Origin of the sequence: Oryzomonas japonica (assembly GCF_008802365.1) — a bacterium.
Classification (GTDB): domain Bacteria; phylum Desulfobacterota; class Desulfuromonadia; order Geobacterales; family Pseudopelobacteraceae; genus Oryzomonas; species Oryzomonas japonica.
In genome coordinates this window covers 226,330-242,070 of record NZ_VZQZ01000005.1, presented here as the reverse complement: position 1 = coordinate 242,070, position 15,741 = coordinate 226,330, and the positions used below count along the sequence as shown (strand labels likewise).

The following is a 15,741-nucleotide window of genomic DNA, read 5'->3' as shown; positions in this document are numbered from 1 at the left end:
ATTACAACTCGGAAAGGCCGCACAGCTCACTGAACGGCATGGCACCGACTGAGTTTGCAAGAACATTTGAAAAAGAACAAAAGACCGAAAAACCTAAGCAAGAACTGGTTCTATTGAAGGGGTAAGGTCAACTCCGCCATAAGCTTTCGGATGCAAAGAGCCTCCAGGCCATTCCACATTTAAAAGAAGAAAACATTGATATTACCGAACTGCATGAGTTCCTAATCCATGTATTGAAGGAATATTCTATGGCTCTTTCGAGCGGAGAGGCGAACTTTAAAACCGACCTAAAACGAGCTATCCGCATTTATGATTGGCTGAAATATCGAACATAAAAACAAAAGAGCTCCAACTGCAAGCAAGCAGTAACTGCTCACCTCGCTGGAACCCTTTTAGTTACTATCGGCACTCACACTCCGGGTTGCAAGCAGTAACTGCTCACGCCGCGCATGGCACCACGTCTGTGATCTAACTTTACATGAATCTGATTGATAATTCAAGCCACATTATTATTTGCAAACATGAATCTTAATTACATCCCCCCTACTCCACAGTCACCGATTTCGCCAAATTCCTCGGCTGATCCACATCGGTCCCCTTCAACACGGCGATGTGATACGCCAGGAGTTGCAACGGCACCGAGAGCAGGAACGGGTCCAGGTCCTCGTCGATGCGGGGGATTTCGATGGTATCCTCTGCCCGCGTCTTGACCTCTTGATCGCCTTCGCTGCACAGGGCGATCACCCGACCGTTACGGGCGATGACCTCCTCCATGTTGGACAGGGTCTTTTCGAAGGCGCTGTTCTCCGGGACGAGCATGACCACCGGCATATTCTCGTCGATCAGGGCGATGGGGCCGTGCTTCATCTCGCCGGCCGGATAGCCTTCGGCGTGGATGTAGGAGATCTCCTTGAGCTTGAGCGCTCCCTCCAGGGCGATGGGGAAGTTCTTGCCCCGCCCCAGGTAAAGGAAGTCGCGGGCGTTCATGTATTTGCGGGCGATGCGCTCGGTATCGGCGTTGAGTTTGAGGGCTTCCTCCAGCAGGGCCGGAACCTTTTTGAGGGAGGCAATCATGCTCTGGCCGGTCGGGGCATCGATGGCGCGGACGGCCCGGCCCAGGCGGATGGTGAACAGGTACAGGGCCGTGAGCTGGGTGACGAAGGCCTTGGTGGAGGCCACTCCGATCTCGGGACCAGCGTGGGTGTAGATCACGCCGGCGGCTTCCCGGGCGATGGAGGAGTCCAGCACGTTGCAGATGGCCATGTTCATGGCGCCGCGGGATTTGGCCTCGCGCAGGGCCGCCAGGGTATCGGCGGTCTCCCCGGACTGGGAGATGACCATCACCAGTGTCTGCTCGTCGATGACCGGGTTGCGGTAACGGAACTCCGAGGCGATATCGATCTCCACCGGGATGCGGCAATACCCCTCGATGTAGAACTTGCCCACCAGGGCGGCGTGCCAGGAGGTGCCGCAGGCCACAATGACGATCCGCTTCACGGCCGCCAGTTGCTGGTCGCTGAACTTCAGGTCCTCCAGATACACATCCCCTTCATTCTCCAAGAGGCGGCCGGCAATGGTGTCGCGCACGGCCCGGGGCTGCTCGTGGATCTCCTTGAGCATGAAGTGCCGGTACCCGCCTTTTTCGGCCATGAGCGGCGACCAGTCGATGTGCCGCGCCTTCTTGTCCAGCGGAGCGCCGGCGATGGTGGAGAAGGCGACCGTGCCGGCACGGAACACGACCATTTCCCCATCCTCCATGAAGACCATCTCCCGGGTATGGGCCAGGATGGCGGGGATGTCCGAGGCAACGAAGAATTCCCCCTCGCCCAGGCCGACCACCATGGGGGAGCCCAGCTTGGCGGCGATCAGGGTGCCCGGTTCGCGCTCGTTGAGGATGCAGACGGCATAGGCGCCCCGCAGTTCGGCCAAGGCCTGTTGGACCGCCTGCACGAAGTCGGAGGTTCCCTTGAGTTTTTCCTCCACCAGGTGGGAAATGACCTCGGTATCGGTCTCGCTCTTAAAGATATGGCCGGACTGCTTGAGCGCTTCCCTGAGCGACAGGTAGTTTTCGATGATGCCGTTGTGCACCACGATGACCGGGCCGGCCTTGTGGGGGTGGGCGTTGATCTCCGAGGGGCGGCCGTGGGTGGCCCAGCGGGTGTGGCCGATGCCGATCACCCCGGAGAGCGGCTGCTCGCGCAGCAGTTTTTCCAGGTTGACCAGCTTGCCTTCGCTACGCCGGATGCCCGATCCGCCGCCCGCCAGGGTGGCGATGCCAGCCGAATCGTAGCCGCGATATTCCAGTTTTTTGAGCCCTTCCAGTATGACCGGCGTTGCCTCTTGCCCACCGATATAGCCAACAATTCCGCACATAGCAGATTCCTCCGAAAATTAAGTTAGTTGTTCTATTCTGCCCTCTACCCCGTCCAGATCCGGCACCTGCACCACCAGCAGGAACAGTCCCAGCCTGTTCAGCATCTCGGCGAACTTCTGGTAATCCACCGGCTTGGTGACGTAGCAACTGCATCCCAGGGCGTAGCAGGTGCGGACCTCCCGGGGGTCGTCGGTGGTGGTCAGCATGATCACCGGCATATTCTTCAACTCCGGGTCGGACTTGATCTGCCGGAGCACCTCCACGCCGTCCACCTTGGGCATGCGGATATCCAGGAGCATCATATACGCCAGTCCCTTTTCACATCGGGGCGCATCGCCGTCTGACGCGCCGTAGAAAAAGTCCAGGGCTTCCTGGCCATTGCGAAATCGGATGATCGGATTTCTGAGGCCCGCCTCCTGCAGATTGTCCTGGATCAGTTCGGCGTGGCCGTCATCGTCCTCGGCAATCAGGATGGTGACCTCTTTCTTGAACCTGTCATCGATCATCTCATGCTCCTGTGGTCACATGTCCATCAGATTCGGGTGCGCACGGCAAGACGACATAGAAGCGGCTGCCCACATCCGGCTCGGATTCCACCCAGATGGAGCCCCCCAGACGATCGACGATGCGGCGCGCCATGGTCAGGCCCAATCCCTCCCCCGGGGTGTCCCCCGGATTGAGGCGATGGAAGATCTCCCAGATCTTGTCCTGCTGGTCGCGGGGGATGCCGATGCCGTTATCCTCCACGCAGTAGCGCACCCCCTCGGCAAACCCCTCGCTTACGATATTCACCACCAGCGGGCGATTCGCGGCGCGGTATTTTAAGGCGTTATCCAGCAGATTGCTGAATATCTGGGTAACCTGGACGCTGTCCCCGATACAGGGGTGCAGAAGCGGGGCGACCTCGACCCGCGCCCCCGTGGATTCGATCTGGTAGGTTACGGAAGCAATAATATTTGACATCACAAGGCGCATGTCAAGGGTTTCGAAGCAAATCGCCGTCCTCCCCAGGCGGGAGAGCCGCAGCAGGCCGTTCAACAGGCTGTCCATCTTCTCGATGCTGCGGGTGATGAACCCGAGGGATTTGGGGATGGTTTCCCTGAGTACCGGCTCGATGCGGGCCTGCTGGGCCCCGTCCAGGGCCAGCCCGGCCATGAACTCGTCCAGTTCGGCGCAGCTCTTGGCCAGCTTGCGGCTGAATCCCTGCACATTGACCAGAGGCGAGCGCAGATCGTGGGATGCTACATAGACGATCCCCTCCAACTCCTTGTTCTTCTTCTGCAACTCCACCATCAGATGGTCGCGCTGGCGCTCGGTCGTTTTCCGCTCGGCAATCTCCTTCTGCAACTCTTCGTTGGCCCGGGTCAACTCCCCGGTGCGCTCCGCGACGTGGTGTTCCAGGGTCTCATTGGTATAGGTCATCTCCTGAAAACGCTGGCTGAGGGCGATGGACATGACCTTGAAGTTGCCGATCAACTGGTCGATCTCACTGACCATGCTCTCCGGCCAAGCGCTGATGCTTTCCCGCAGCAGGCGTTTGGGCAGGTCGGTCGTCACCAGGGACAGCCGGTAGAGGGGAGCGGCCAGGCGATGGGACAGGGAGAGGGAGGTTACCAGAACGAACATGTTCAGGCCGAGCACGATCAACAGCGACTTGATATGATCGTAAAGCAGCGCGCGCTGGTAGGGCGCAAACGGCGATTCGACCGCCATGCTCCAGGTGGTGCCCGCCAGGGGGGCGCGGCGCAGGAAGGTCGCGTCGTGCATCCGCTGCAAAAGCGGCACGGGCCTGGTCGCCGTCGGCATGCAGCGGTAGATGCCGCCCTCCCCGACCTGTTCCAGCGAGCCGCCGCGGCAGGGATCGTACTGTGACACACTCCCCGGAACGCTGTCGGTGCCGGCGATGATGCGACCGGCACCGTCCATCAGGGTGATGCGTCGCGGTTCGCTGCCCCGCGCATCCAAAAGGATGCCTTGCAGGGCGCCGGCGACTTCAGCGTCCAGCGGCACGGCTCCACCGGACTTCGCCGCCAGTCCCTGGAGCTTGAGGCGGGCCTCGTAGCCGGCGACCCTCAGGCTGTCGTCGATGCCCGCATACATCTCCTTGAGGCAGCGGTTCTCGCCCCCCTTGCCGTAGATCACCATGACCACGATGGACGGTATCAGCACCACGGCCATCAGGAGATTGAAGATGAGGTGATGGATCGGGATGGTGCGGGACATGTCCAAGCCGTAGAGGGGGGCGATGCGGGGGATATAGGTCAGCAGGAGACTGGCGACCAGCGCATTGGTGATGCCCACCACCCAGTAGGTCAGCATGGCGGCCACGGTTCCCAGCACCGAAACATGCATGACATGCTGGAAGAACAGCCACACGAGGGGTACTCCCACCAACGGCCAGTAGCAGGCGTCATAGAGGAGGATGTTGCGCTTTTTCCCCTTGTGCAGCAGCCAGCCGACAAAGAGCGGTTCGCCGCAGAGCCAGATCACGGCATAGGGATGCCCGTAGAGCGGGACGGTCCATGCCGAGGCGGCCAATCCGGCCACAAGGCCCCAGCGGGTGCCGAACAGGCGGACCACCAGGAGTACCGCTATGCTGCCGAACAGGAAGTTGAAACCGGTGAACAGGCGCAGGGAGAAGAAGTTTCCGGCAAAACCGGCAGCGATCAGAGCGACCAGCAACAGCAAGGACTTGCCGCTGTATGTGAGGCGCCGCCCCTGTTCACCCATGACTGTCCCCCTGGCGCACGGCTGTCTTAATCCTGTTGTCTATATCACACTTTGCCTTTTATGATAAGGCGTTTCCCGGACGACCCGCAAAAAAACGTCAGCACACTTGAAGCTCACGCCATTTGCGGCTATGATCAGGAAATCCAAGCCCCCAAGAAGGAAAGCGCGTGAACATTGCCCAACTGAAGCTGGTTCTGAGAGAAATCCTCGCAAAAACCGATTTGACGCCGTGTGTCGTCGGGCACCGCGGTGTCGGTAAGACCGCCGGGATCATCCAGGTCTGCCGCGAAGACAATTGGCGCTACGCCTCCCTGCGCCTCGGACAGATGGAGGTCGGTGACCTGGTCGGCATCCCCTACCGCGAGGGGGACGTCATGCACTGGTCGCGCCCGTCCTGGTGGCCGGCCGACGACGACCCACCTACCGTGGTCCATTGCGACGAGTTGAACCGCGCCCAGCAGGAGGATACTCTCCAGGCCATCTTCCAGTTCGTCGAGCCCCCCATCGAGGGCGAACCGCGCGCCCTGCACACCCACCGGCTGGCCCCCCGCCACAAGGTGGTGGTGACCATCAATCCGCCCGACGGCAGCTATCAGGTGGCCACCCTGGACCGGGCCCTGATCGACCGGATGGTGATGCTCTACGTGGAGAGCGACCACGCCTGCTGGTCGCGCTATGCCGCCGAGCGGGGGCTGGATGACGGTGTGCGGCAGTTTCTCTCCGCCAACACCAACCTGCTGGCCAGCCAGGGGGCTCCCATGGACCTCCCGGTGGAGCCGACCGAACGGGCCTGGGAGATGATCAGCGTCCTGCGCCGGAACTGCCGCTTTCCCGGCGACCTGGAGATGGAGGTCTATTCCGGCATCGTCGGCCGGGAGGCGGCCATCATGTTCATGCGCTGGCTGGCCGACGAACGCCATCGTCCCCTGACGGCCGCCGACATCCTGAACAACTGGCCCCAGGTGGCCGAAAAGGCGGCGGCCCAGCGCGACGACATCCAGGCCGCCACCATGACCGACCTGACAGCACTCCTCCAGGCTTCGCCGGTGCTGGCACCCGAGCAGGAGGAGCATCTGGTGGCCTACATCGCCTGCCTCCCCCGGGATCTGCGCTTCGGCTTCGTCAAGACCCTGCTCAAGATCCCCGCGGTCGCCCAGGCCATCAGTCAGGATAAATACGACACCGTAGTCTTCGACGCCATCCGGGCCATCAGCGAAGAGGCACAGCGTTAGAAAACCACCCTTTCAGGCCTGTCATGGGCCGGAACATTTATTGACAAGGAGATAACGTCCATGAAAACCCTCATCGCCCTGCTCATAACCCTGGCCCTGGCCACAAACGCCCTGGCGGCCGACTCCCTGGGGATCGGCATCCGCGGCGGAGCCGCCACCAACCGCAGCAGCAACTTCACCGAGGCCTTTGCCGACCTCTACCTCAACCGGCTGGTCTCCATCGGCGCCACCGCGGCCTATGTCATGCTCGATAAGGACAACGCCAGGTCCATCAGACGCGACGAGTCCCTGCCCATCACGGCCCTGTTCAAAATCCACGCCCCGATCCCCTTTTTCCAGCCCTACGCCGGCCTCGGCGCGGCACTGGTGTTTCATGACAAGCGGGGCACCAAGGGTACGCCCGTGGCCCTGGCCGGGGGCGACCTGCTCTTTGGTCCGTTCTTCGTCAATGTGGAATACCGGCGCCAGTTCGACGACGAGTTGAATTTCCTGGGGGGCGGCGTAGGAGTCAGGTTCTGACCCTCTGTACTCATAACGCGACACCCCGCCGGAAGGCTTCCGGCGGGGTGTCGCACATCGTACACTATTTTCACTGCCCAGCGAAGAGCCGGCGCAACCGGGAGACGACACGCCCAACGGCCGCTTCTTCACTGACAAGCCGTCACGGGGCTAGGCCGCCCTCCGCTCAAGGCCGTGGTAATTCGGGTTTTTTCTCCAGCGCATGGGGTCTACGCCGACGGTGACCCACCCCGTGCTCCGCTTGAACTTTTGAACCTTCTTCACCTCCAGCAACCTGTCGAGTTGGAAGCCTTTGACGTAATCATATTTATTGTCGTCATAAAGAACGTGGATAAGCATGGTTGCCTCCGTGCGGATTCCCCCGCTGCTTGTTAAAAACCCTTATTTTTCAGCAGTTACACCAATTATCACTAGACTACTATACCAACCCCCGGCACAAATGCAAGATGGTCATGTCAATCCATGGCCTGAGACCCCCAGGCTCCGTAATGCACGATTTCGTCCAGGGATTTCCGCGAGGCTCCACCTTCGGGTGTCTCCAGGGGATAGCCAAGGGGGATGAGCCCCACGATACTGATGTAGGCCGGAATACCGAGCAGGCTTCCCACCTGCTTCTCGTCAAAGATGCCGACGAAGACGCTCCCCAGCCCCACGGCATGGGCCGCCAGCATCAGGCTTGCCACAGCCATTCCCACATCAGTCATATAGTACTGTTGCCCCCGCGTGTCCCCCGACCGGTTGCATTCGGCGCAGGCGACGACCACCACCGGCGCCTCGGCAAGAGCCCGCTGGGAAGGGTTGGATTTGTACCCCTTGGCCGTGACGAATGAATCCGCTACCGAATGTTCGCTGAGCCTTCGCTTCATGGCCGGGTCTTGCACCACCACCAATCGCCAGCACTGCATGTTGGCCCACGACGGCGCCATCCGGACCGCCTCCAAGACGCTCTGCAGCTTCTCCGCCTCCACCGGCCTGTCGGAAAACCTACGGACGCTTCGCCTGGTCTGTATCGCTTCAAGGGTGTCCATCATCGCCCCATTCCACTCCATGACCGTTTGGTCCATACGGGTGCGGGGCACACGAAACTACCCACGTCACCTCACGCAATCCATGTGAAAATGATACCCCGCCTTGCAGCAAGCGCGCATCTCCCCGGTTGATCAAAATGCCCAGTAGGGGCCGGTCCCCAGGCTCGAACTCGCCCCGTCGATCCCCACAAAGACACTTCGCCCCAGGAAAAAGGGAAGCCCCCAATCAAAGCTATTGGCCGCACCGCCGCCCAGATCGCCGAACACTTGGTTTGACGTATTGAAGTGACTGACGGCATTGCCGATCAGGAACGAAACAATCCCGCTCGGCGAACCGCCGGCCCCCGTATTGGTCGCGGAGAAACTGACCGTGGCCGGCGGGCAGAACCAGGCGGCATTGGGAGAGGGACAGGCGGGAAGCTGGGTCGCCGAGGGGCTCGGGAAGAAGAGCCCGTTCGAACCGGTATCGAGAAAGCTGGCATACCGGAGACCGTTGAAGGTGGTGCTGAATTCGGCACGTTGATCGACACCATAAGCCGTTACCGCGGAAGGCACATTGTTGGACTGGGTGCCGATGCCGAGTATGAGCGAACCGTTGGCTGAACCCGCCCCGTTCGTGGGCACGCCGGGGAGTTGCACGATCACACCGTTGTTGTCCCCGGGAAGGGCGGCAACCGGGTTTATGAGTTGGCTGGCATTCGGCACCGCAGTCCCCGCACACGACGACCCGCTCGCCGCCCCACTACAGGAAAAATACAGTCCGGAATCCTGCGTAAAGAGGCCCACTCCGAGGATTCCATTGTAGTTGGCTTCGGAAGGATTGGTGTTCGGGGTAGAGTTCGGGCTCGTGCAGAGGTTGGACGGAGTACCGAAATTCTGGTTGACGACTTGGACAGGAATCTGAACAGCGGGCTCATTTCCCAGAATGACGCTGGCCATCTGAACCGGCCCCCACATGGATGAGCCATCGCCGAAATTGACGCATTCCGCTAACAACCCGGAACCTGACGTTATTTGAGTCAGCGGAACCGTGAGCGCCTGATTAAAGATGCGGAGCCCGGTGCTTCCGGTATCGAGGAGGATGTCGTCGATTTTCTGGCAGTTGGTCGTGCCGGGGGCACAAATCGTGACGCTGACGCACGGTTCGTTGGGATAGGAGGGGTTACCCGAGCAAAGAGAACCGTTCACGGTCACACTCATCACGTTGTTCCCGGCAACGGGCTGCCCCCCTATCGTGGCGCCCGGCGAACCGGAACCACCCCCGGAGCCGCCACAGCCGGCAAGCCCCATAAGCATTAGCAGCAAAACTACGCCTATCTTATTTGATTTCATCGATGACCACCCCCGAAGGCACCAAGGCCGGGACATAGGCCCGCCCCTGCAGGTTCCGCATATGTCCCCATTTTTCGACAACAACCCGGTTCCCCCTTACCTCACGGCGCCTCTGCCCCATCTGGCGTGGCGTTTTTTGCGCGGCCTGCTGATATTCTCCGGCATATGAGCCCAGAAGTGTCGTAAGGTCGGGATGCATCAGCCCATTCCAGGTGATTGCAAAGACAATCCCGTCTCGCGACACGTATTCCCGCACGTTGGTTGCATCGGACGCGATTTCCTGGACCGTATAACTCGGCCCCACCGTTGTGGTGCGCCGCACGGCTGAGAGCGCCTTGCGGTCCGTAGTGACAGAATCGGCAGATCCGCCCAAGGCGGCCCCGGCCCTCGGAACTATGGTGAAGACCGTTACCAGCATAAGGCCGAGACAGGCTCCTAGAATGTACGCTTTTTTCTTCATTGCACCCCCCTACCACGCCCCTGCCTCAAAAGAATATCTCTGCTCCATCCGGTGGGGCTTAACCGCTTCCGGATATATCGGTTTATGGTTATATTCTACTCTTTTTTCGGCAAAAAAAACAAAAAAGCCGTCTCGCGACGGCTTGCATTGGGATGGTATCTGTGGTGGTAACGCAAAGAGCTACCTTCTGGCCACCATACGGCGCTGCATGCGACCGCCCATGGCCGCCATCTGGTGTTTCTGCAAGGCTCCAAGGCTCTCAAGGTGAAACTGAAACCACATGTCGCCATAGTTTCTCATCTTCATCTTCTTGCCCTGTTCCAGGCAGGCCAGGTTATCCGCGAGCGTCGCATCGCCGGGCAGCTTCTTCAGTCCCTTGCCCAGAACCTCCTTGGCCTTCGACACATCGCCGCACTCGTTGAGGCAATAGGCATACAACCCCCAGAGCAGCGGTTCCTTGACGTTCCACTGGACCGCCTTGTCGAAGGTGCTGATCATCTTGTCCTTCTTCTGGCGTTTCATGTAGCAGATGGCCAACATGCCCATGGCCGCCCAGTTTTTAAAGAACGACTTTTCGAGATAGGGGAAGGCGTTGGAAAAATCGCGTTTCATGTAGTAGATCATGCCGATCTGGGAGTTAATCTGCCCTTCCACATAGACCTGCCACTTGCCGTATTGCAGGGCATCCTTCAATTCGCGGACCGCCTTTTCAAAGCGGGGCGGCTGTGCCTGGAGGTCCTTGCCGGCGGTCTCGATGGAAGCCATGACCTTCTTCATGATAACGCGGGAAATGCCCACGAAGAGAGCGGTGAAAGCTACCAGGCCGACCAGGAGCGCCACCCACCAGGGAAGTTTGACGGCAAAGAGCAGCAGGAACAGGACTGCGCCCGACGCGGCGGAAATGAGGATATTATACATCGGTCTTTCCTTTCATGATGAGGCAGACAGGGCGGAAAACATCAGCTTTTCCGTACTTCAGGTACCATTTCCCCGTTCTTTTCGATAAACTTGGCGATGATGATGCGCCGTCCCGGCTTCAGGGCAACCCTGACCTTCAGGTTGTTCCAGACCGAGAGGAGCTTGGAGGAGACGTTGAAACGCTTGGCGAGAGACGTCAAGGTATCGCCCTTCTTCACGGTATAGTACTTCGCATAGCCGCCCTTCGCAGTACCGGCGGTGGCGGCGGAACGCCCCTCATGGCTGAAATCGACCGTCTGCCGGGCCGGAACAACCAGCGTCTTGCCGGCAATACGGCTCTTCTTGGAGAGCCCGTTCAATTCGGCCAGCGCATCCGGGGTCGTGCTGTACCGGCGGGCGATCCCCTTGAGCGAATCTTTTTTGCGGGCGTGATAGTGGGTGTAAAGCTCCTTTTCAGTGTAGCGCCGGTCCTCGGGGACCTTGCTGTAAGCGGCATCGAACTGCAGCTTTGTCCCCTTGGGTACCTTGAGTTCATAGTCGGGGTAATTGGGAGGAGTGGACCAATGGCGCAGATCCGGATTCAGTTCCTTGATCGTCTCGTAGGTCGTGCCGGTCAGTTTGGCCACCAATTCCAGATCGGTGCGCGAGGGGATCTTGACGATATCGAACTCAATCGGCGACAGGTAGGCCACATCGGAAAAGCCGTAGCGGGCGGGGTCCTTGGCAATTATGGCCGCGGCCAGCAGCTTGGGGACATATTCTTTTGTCTCGCGTTTGAGATAGGAACCGCGGGAAAGTTCCCAAAAGTCGCTGGTATTGTACATGCTGATGGCGCGCAGTATCTTGTTTTCACCGGCGTTATAGCCGGCGGCGGCCAGATACCAGTCGCCATTGAACATGCCGTAGAGTTCTTTCAGGTACAGGGCGGCGGCAACCGTGGCCTTGAGCGGGTCCTTGCGCTCGTCAATCCACTGGTCGATACGCAGGGAATAACGCCGGCCGGTGCCGGAGATAAACTGCCACGGCCCCACGGCATTGGCCACCGAACGGGCCTGCAGATGGAAACCGCTCTCGATCATGGCCACGTAGACCAAGTCTTCCGGCATCCCCTCGCGCTTGAGAATCTCTTTCATCATGGGGATGTAGCGGGACGAACGGGAGAGCCAGCGGGAGAAGGATTGCTTTCCCCTGGTCTGGAAATAGGTGAGGAAATATTCGACCTTGCTGTTGAGGGCCAGGGGGATGTCCGCCTGGGGCAGATCAACATCGGGCAGCGTCAGTTCGGCAGCGTCGCTTCCTTTATCCTTGAGTTCCTCAAGGGTAAAGAGTTCACTCGCGTCCTGCTGCTGCGGCTCCTCCTCGTCCGTCAACTCGTCGCGTGGGACGAGCGCCACCTGTTCCAATGCGGGCAACGCCGGAACAGCGGGGCTGGTCAACTCGGTCAGCAGAGGCTGGACCGGCTCCGTAGCGCCTGCCGGAAGGGAGCACGCTACAAGGGCTATGGCAATAACGATATGTTTCACACGTTTCCCGATGGACACAGCGCCGTGGTGTCGCGCCGTCATACTGAGTTCCGACGCAGAGTTTGATAAAGTTATGAAATTATAAAGGAGTTGCCAAGGAAAGTCAATCCCGGGGAAAGCCTTGCACCATGGGCGTTTGCGAGTTATTGCCCCGCTGGCCGCCCACCACGTCCGCGGTTTGGGCAGGTATGCCCTCCTGAAGATATCTGACAAATTCCATCCCGGCCAGGACGATGATCCAACTGGTGTAAATCCAGACCATGAAGACCGGCAACACGGCTAACGTACCGTAAATGGCGTTATAGCGCGATACGCCGACCTGAAAATGGATATAGACCCACTGGGCCACCTGCCAGACGGTGCCGGCCGCCACCCCGCCTATCACGGCATTGCGCAAGCTCACCTGCACGTTCGGGATGAACTTATAGAGAAACACAAGGGCGATCCAGCTACTCAGATAGGGGACCAGCCCGAACAGCATCAGGAGCAGGTAGCCGAACACCGGCAGCCGGAAGAACCACTGCACCACCCCCTGGTGCTGGAGACTGCTGGTAATACTGACGGCCAGGGCGATCAGGAGCGGCACGCTCAGGATCACGATTACATAATCCCGCAATTTGTGGTGGAGCCGCTTGCCCCGTTCGAGGTTCCAGATCTGGTTGAAAGCGTCTTCAACGCTATCCAAAATGGCCATGGCCGACACCAGCAGGGTCATCAGGCCGGCCGCACCCAACGATCCCACGTGGGTGTTGGCGATGTAATGCAGCATGCTGGTAACGATCTCGTGCGACCCGACCGCCACATGGGCAAGGATCATGGGCGCCAGGACCGCATGCATATTGAGCGCCTTGAAGATGGCGAAGAGCACGGCTAAAAAAGGCACGATGGAGAGCATGCTGGAGAAGGCCAGCGCCGAGGCGTGGGTCGTACAGCGGTCGTCCATGAATCGTTGGACCAGAATCCGGCCCGTGGTTATTATTCTGCGCTGACGCTCCGAAAGCGGCATGGATCTCCCCATACAAGAAAGCCCACCGTAGTGGGCTTTCTCCCTTCGATTTCCCGCTGGAGGTCAGGAGGCGGTGGTACGTTCCTTCTCCTTATGCATCGCTTCCCGGCCGGCTTCGATGGCCGACGCGAGGATGGACTTCTTCTCCACGAGGGTTTCCTTACCGTCCTCGATGGCCGTCTTGATCTTATCCTGGGCGTCCTTGGCGTATTCCTTGATCTTGTCGACCGCATCTTCGGTCAGATCGGCGATGGTCTCACGCATCTCCTTACCGCTCTTGGGCGCGTACAGCAACGCCAGTCCGGCGCCGAGAGCCGCTCCGGCCAGAAATGACACCATCACCGTTCCTGCGGAAATTCCTTTTTCGTCGTCAGACATGGTCATTTTCCTCCCCGTTTTTTGAGATAGCGTTCAAGCAGATATTTCCCCGCCACCTTGGCGCCGATCGCCCAGGTCGAGGTGGCGCTGAGCACCCCGGCAACCATTCCCACCGACCGGTTTATGGTGTTAAGGTTATCGCCGGTCTCGCCCAGCGCCGTCATGAATCGCTTGACATCGTCCGCATGCTCGGCCACGTCGCCGCCAACGGCCCTCAACTCGGTCAAAGCCGCGGTCAGTTCCTGGAGGGCCGGTTTCAACTCCGTATGCACCATTTCCGACAGCGCCCCCAGCGAGATCGCCGCCCGCTTCACGGCCAGCAGCGTCGGAATAAAAGCGAGCACCATGATGCAGAGCGCCGCCGAGATGATGATCAGCACAATTCCGGTCAGGGTCATTTTTTTCTCCGGCTAACGTTTTCAAGCCTTCTAAGCTACATCACAGTATAAAACAAAATCGGAATAATTCAATCTGTTTCAGTCCCGGCGTGAGGCGATTTTATCCAGAATCCCCGCCGCCAGGAGCGGAATCATGATTTCGTGGTGGCCGGTAATCGCCAGACCGCGGCTGTCACCGGCGGTCGGCCGCTTGACCACGTTCTGCAACGGGCGGTAATGTTGCTGCATATCGAAGTTGGCGGTGGTGAAATGGTCCACGTGAAAGCCCATGTTCTGCGCGATGGAGAGCGCCTTGAGAAACACCTCCGGCATGATCACGGCGCTGCCGATGTTGATGAAGACCCCGCCGTCCCCCAGGGTCGCCACCACGGAGGCGAAGAGCCGGAAATCGGTGAACGTCGCCTGCCCCAGCACGGCGCCGTCGGCCTCCGGGTGTTGGTGGATGATGTCGGTGCCCATGGCCACATGCACCGTGGCAGGAATACCCTTGGCATGGCAGGCCGCCAGCAGACTGGCCCCGGCATGGGGGTTGCGGTTTTCGACAATGAACCGCCCGAGGGCCTCGCCGTAACCCAATCCCGCGGCTACCCCGGCTTTGAGCGCCCGGTTGATGTCGCGCCCGGTCTCCTCGGCCATACCGAAGGTGCCGCAGTGCAGCACAGCGCCTACATCCTCGCTGGTCTCGCCGATCAGGGAGATCTCGTAATCGTGGATCGAGGCGGAACCATTCATGGCCACCGCCGTCACGACATCGGCGTCGATGAGCGCCTTCAACACCGGTTGCAGACCGCATTTGATCACGTGGCCGCCGATGGCGATCACCACCGGTTTCCCCTTGCGGCGGGCCGTAACGACTGCATTGATGGCCGCATTGAGGTTCTCGGCGCCCAACTGATTGGGCATGGCCGCCAAAAGGTCGGCAACGGTCATTCCGGGGGTCACGGCAGCGGCAAAATCACGTTCGAGCGAGACTTTGTTCCTGCGCTCGGCGATGGGGTAGGTCTTGACGGCGGCGAGATCGATGGGCTGGAGCTTCATGGCGTAACCTTTCTTACTGAAAACAATCTGCCGCGGAGCCTCAGAGGCACGGAGAAAACCTTATTTACGGGATAAAAGGGATGAACAGAGATAAAGGCTTTAAGATTTTGCTGGTAACAGAATTTCAGGTGTTATCCCCTTCATCATATTCATCCTTGTAAAAATGGTTCTGCTTTTGACGTTCTCCGTGTCTCCGTGTCTCTGTGGCGGAATGTTTTTGAATATTTCCCGAGTTACCCGAACAGCGACCGTTCCACCAGGTCGCAGACGATGTGGATGATGGTGATGTGCCCCTCCTGGATGCGGGGGGTGTCGTCGGAGGGAACCACCAGTGCCACGTCGGAGGCGGCCTTGATGCTCCCGCCGTCGCGCCCCAAGAGGCCGACGGTGCGGCAGCCGCGTTCCCGCGCCACCTGAAAGGCCTTGAGCACATTAGGGGAGTTGCCGCTGGTGGAGATACCGACCACCACGTCGTCCGCCGCCGCAAGGGCCTCGACCTGGCGGCTGAAGATCGCTTCGAAACCGTAGTCGTTGCCGACGGCGGTCAGGATGGAGGTGTCGGTGGAGAGCGCCACGGCAGGCAGAGCGCGACGCTCCAGCTTGAAGCGCCCGACGATCTCGGCCGCGAAATGCTGGGCATCGGCGGCTGATCCTCCGTTGCCCATCACCAGCAGCTTTCCTCCGCTCTTGAGGGTATGGGCAAGCAGGGCCGCCGTCTCGGCGATCAACGGGGCCATATCCCGCTCCATTGCTTCAAACAAAGCGCGATGGGCCTGCAACTGAGCCTTCACATCTCCTACCATGA

General features: G+C 59.7%; 16 protein-coding genes. 2 read left to right on the top strand and 14 right to left on the bottom strand.

The genetic code is table 11. The annotated features are described in order from the left end of the window. Positions 1 to 543 precede the first annotated feature (543 nt). The 3 genes from glmS to F6V25_RS10235 are packed head-to-tail and all read right to left on the bottom strand — an operon-like array spanning position 544 to position 5,104. The gene (gene glmS, locus F6V25_RS10245) at positions 544 to 2,373 is read right to left on the bottom strand and encodes a glutamine--fructose-6-phosphate transaminase (isomerizing) (protein ID WP_151128478.1); all 1,830 of its coding nucleotides are present in this window, start codon (positions 2,371 to 2,373) and stop codon (positions 544 to 546) included. An 18-nt stretch (positions 2,374 to 2,391) separates the two neighbouring features. Then, positions 2,392 to 2,880: a response regulator gene (locus tag F6V25_RS10240; protein ID WP_149307094.1), complete on the bottom strand. Its 489-nt coding sequence runs from the start codon at positions 2,878 to 2,880 to the stop codon at positions 2,392 to 2,394. Position 2,881: 1 nt separating this feature from the next. Next, the gene (locus F6V25_RS10235) at positions 2,882 to 5,104 is read right to left on the bottom strand and encodes a sensor histidine kinase (RefSeq protein ID WP_151128477.1); all 2,223 of its coding nucleotides are present in this window, start codon (positions 5,102 to 5,104) and stop codon (positions 2,882 to 2,884) included. A gap of 167 nt (positions 5,105 to 5,271) precedes the next feature. Here F6V25_RS10235 and F6V25_RS10230 point away from each other — a divergent pair, with 167 nt between their 5' ends. Together F6V25_RS10230 and F6V25_RS10225 are read left to right on the top strand one after the other, a co-directional pair. Beyond that, positions 5,272 to 6,336, top strand: coding sequence for a hypothetical protein (locus F6V25_RS10230; protein ID WP_151128476.1), 1,065 nt, complete (start codon positions 5,272 to 5,274; stop codon positions 6,334 to 6,336). A gap of 60 nt (positions 6,337 to 6,396) precedes the next feature. Continuing rightward, positions 6,397 to 6,855, top strand: a complete 459-nt coding sequence (locus F6V25_RS10225; RefSeq protein WP_151128475.1) for a hypothetical protein — start codon at positions 6,397 to 6,399, stop codon at positions 6,853 to 6,855. A gap of 150 nt (positions 6,856 to 7,005) precedes the next feature. On the opposite strand, the gene F6V25_RS10220 is transcribed toward F6V25_RS10225, so the two are convergent. From F6V25_RS10220 to gmhA, 11 genes are all read right to left on the bottom strand, one after another. Beyond that, positions 7,006 to 7,194 (bottom strand): GSU3473 family protein, encoded by a 189-nt coding sequence (locus F6V25_RS10220; protein ID WP_151128474.1) that lies wholly within the window; start codon positions 7,192 to 7,194, stop codon positions 7,006 to 7,008. Positions 7,195 to 7,310: 116 nt separating this feature from the next. Continuing rightward, a complete protein-coding gene (locus tag F6V25_RS10215) occupies positions 7,311 to 7,883 on the bottom strand; it encodes a nitroreductase family protein (protein ID WP_151128491.1) in 573 nt (190 codons plus the stop codon). A gap of 132 nt (positions 7,884 to 8,015) precedes the next feature. Next, positions 8,016 to 9,215, bottom strand: coding sequence for a DUF3443 family protein (locus F6V25_RS10210; RefSeq protein ID WP_151128473.1), 1,200 nt, complete (start codon positions 9,213 to 9,215; stop codon positions 8,016 to 8,018). Continuing rightward, positions 9,202 to 9,675, bottom strand: coding sequence for a DUF2844 domain-containing protein (locus F6V25_RS10205; protein ID WP_151128472.1), 474 nt, complete (start codon positions 9,673 to 9,675; stop codon positions 9,202 to 9,204). Before F6V25_RS10205 ends, F6V25_RS10210 begins: the two co-directional genes overlap by 14 nt. Positions 9,676 to 9,855: 180 nt before the next feature. Then, on the bottom strand, positions 9,856 to 10,593 hold the full coding sequence (locus F6V25_RS10200) for a hypothetical protein (protein ID WP_151128471.1): 738 nt from the start codon (positions 10,591 to 10,593) through the stop codon (positions 9,856 to 9,858). A 41-nt stretch (positions 10,594 to 10,634) separates the two neighbouring features. After that, positions 10,635 to 12,158, bottom strand: a complete 1,524-nt coding sequence (locus tag F6V25_RS10195; protein ID WP_151128470.1) for a lytic transglycosylase domain-containing protein — start codon at positions 12,156 to 12,158, stop codon at positions 10,635 to 10,637. Between the two features lie 61 nt (positions 12,159 to 12,219). After that, positions 12,220 to 13,122 (bottom strand): YihY/virulence factor BrkB family protein, encoded by a 903-nt coding sequence (locus tag F6V25_RS10190; RefSeq protein ID WP_191966157.1) that lies wholly within the window; start codon positions 13,120 to 13,122, stop codon positions 12,220 to 12,222. A gap of 63 nt (positions 13,123 to 13,185) precedes the next feature. Further along, on the bottom strand, positions 13,186 to 13,500 hold the full coding sequence (locus tag F6V25_RS10185) for a YtxH domain-containing protein (protein WP_151128468.1): 315 nt from the start codon (positions 13,498 to 13,500) through the stop codon (positions 13,186 to 13,188). A 2-nt stretch (positions 13,501 to 13,502) separates the two neighbouring features. Continuing rightward, positions 13,503 to 13,898, bottom strand: coding sequence for a DUF948 domain-containing protein (locus F6V25_RS10180; RefSeq protein ID WP_151128467.1), 396 nt, complete (start codon positions 13,896 to 13,898; stop codon positions 13,503 to 13,505). Between the two features lie 78 nt (positions 13,899 to 13,976). Further along, positions 13,977 to 14,936: a GSU2086 family protein gene (locus F6V25_RS10175; RefSeq protein WP_151128466.1), complete on the bottom strand. Its 960-nt coding sequence runs from the start codon at positions 14,934 to 14,936 to the stop codon at positions 13,977 to 13,979. A 233-nt stretch (positions 14,937 to 15,169) separates the two neighbouring features. After that, entirely contained in the window at positions 15,170 to 15,739 is a 570-nt protein-coding gene (gene gmhA / locus F6V25_RS10170) for a D-sedoheptulose 7-phosphate isomerase (RefSeq protein WP_151128465.1), read from the bottom strand. Positions 15,740 to 15,741 lie beyond the last annotated feature (2 nt).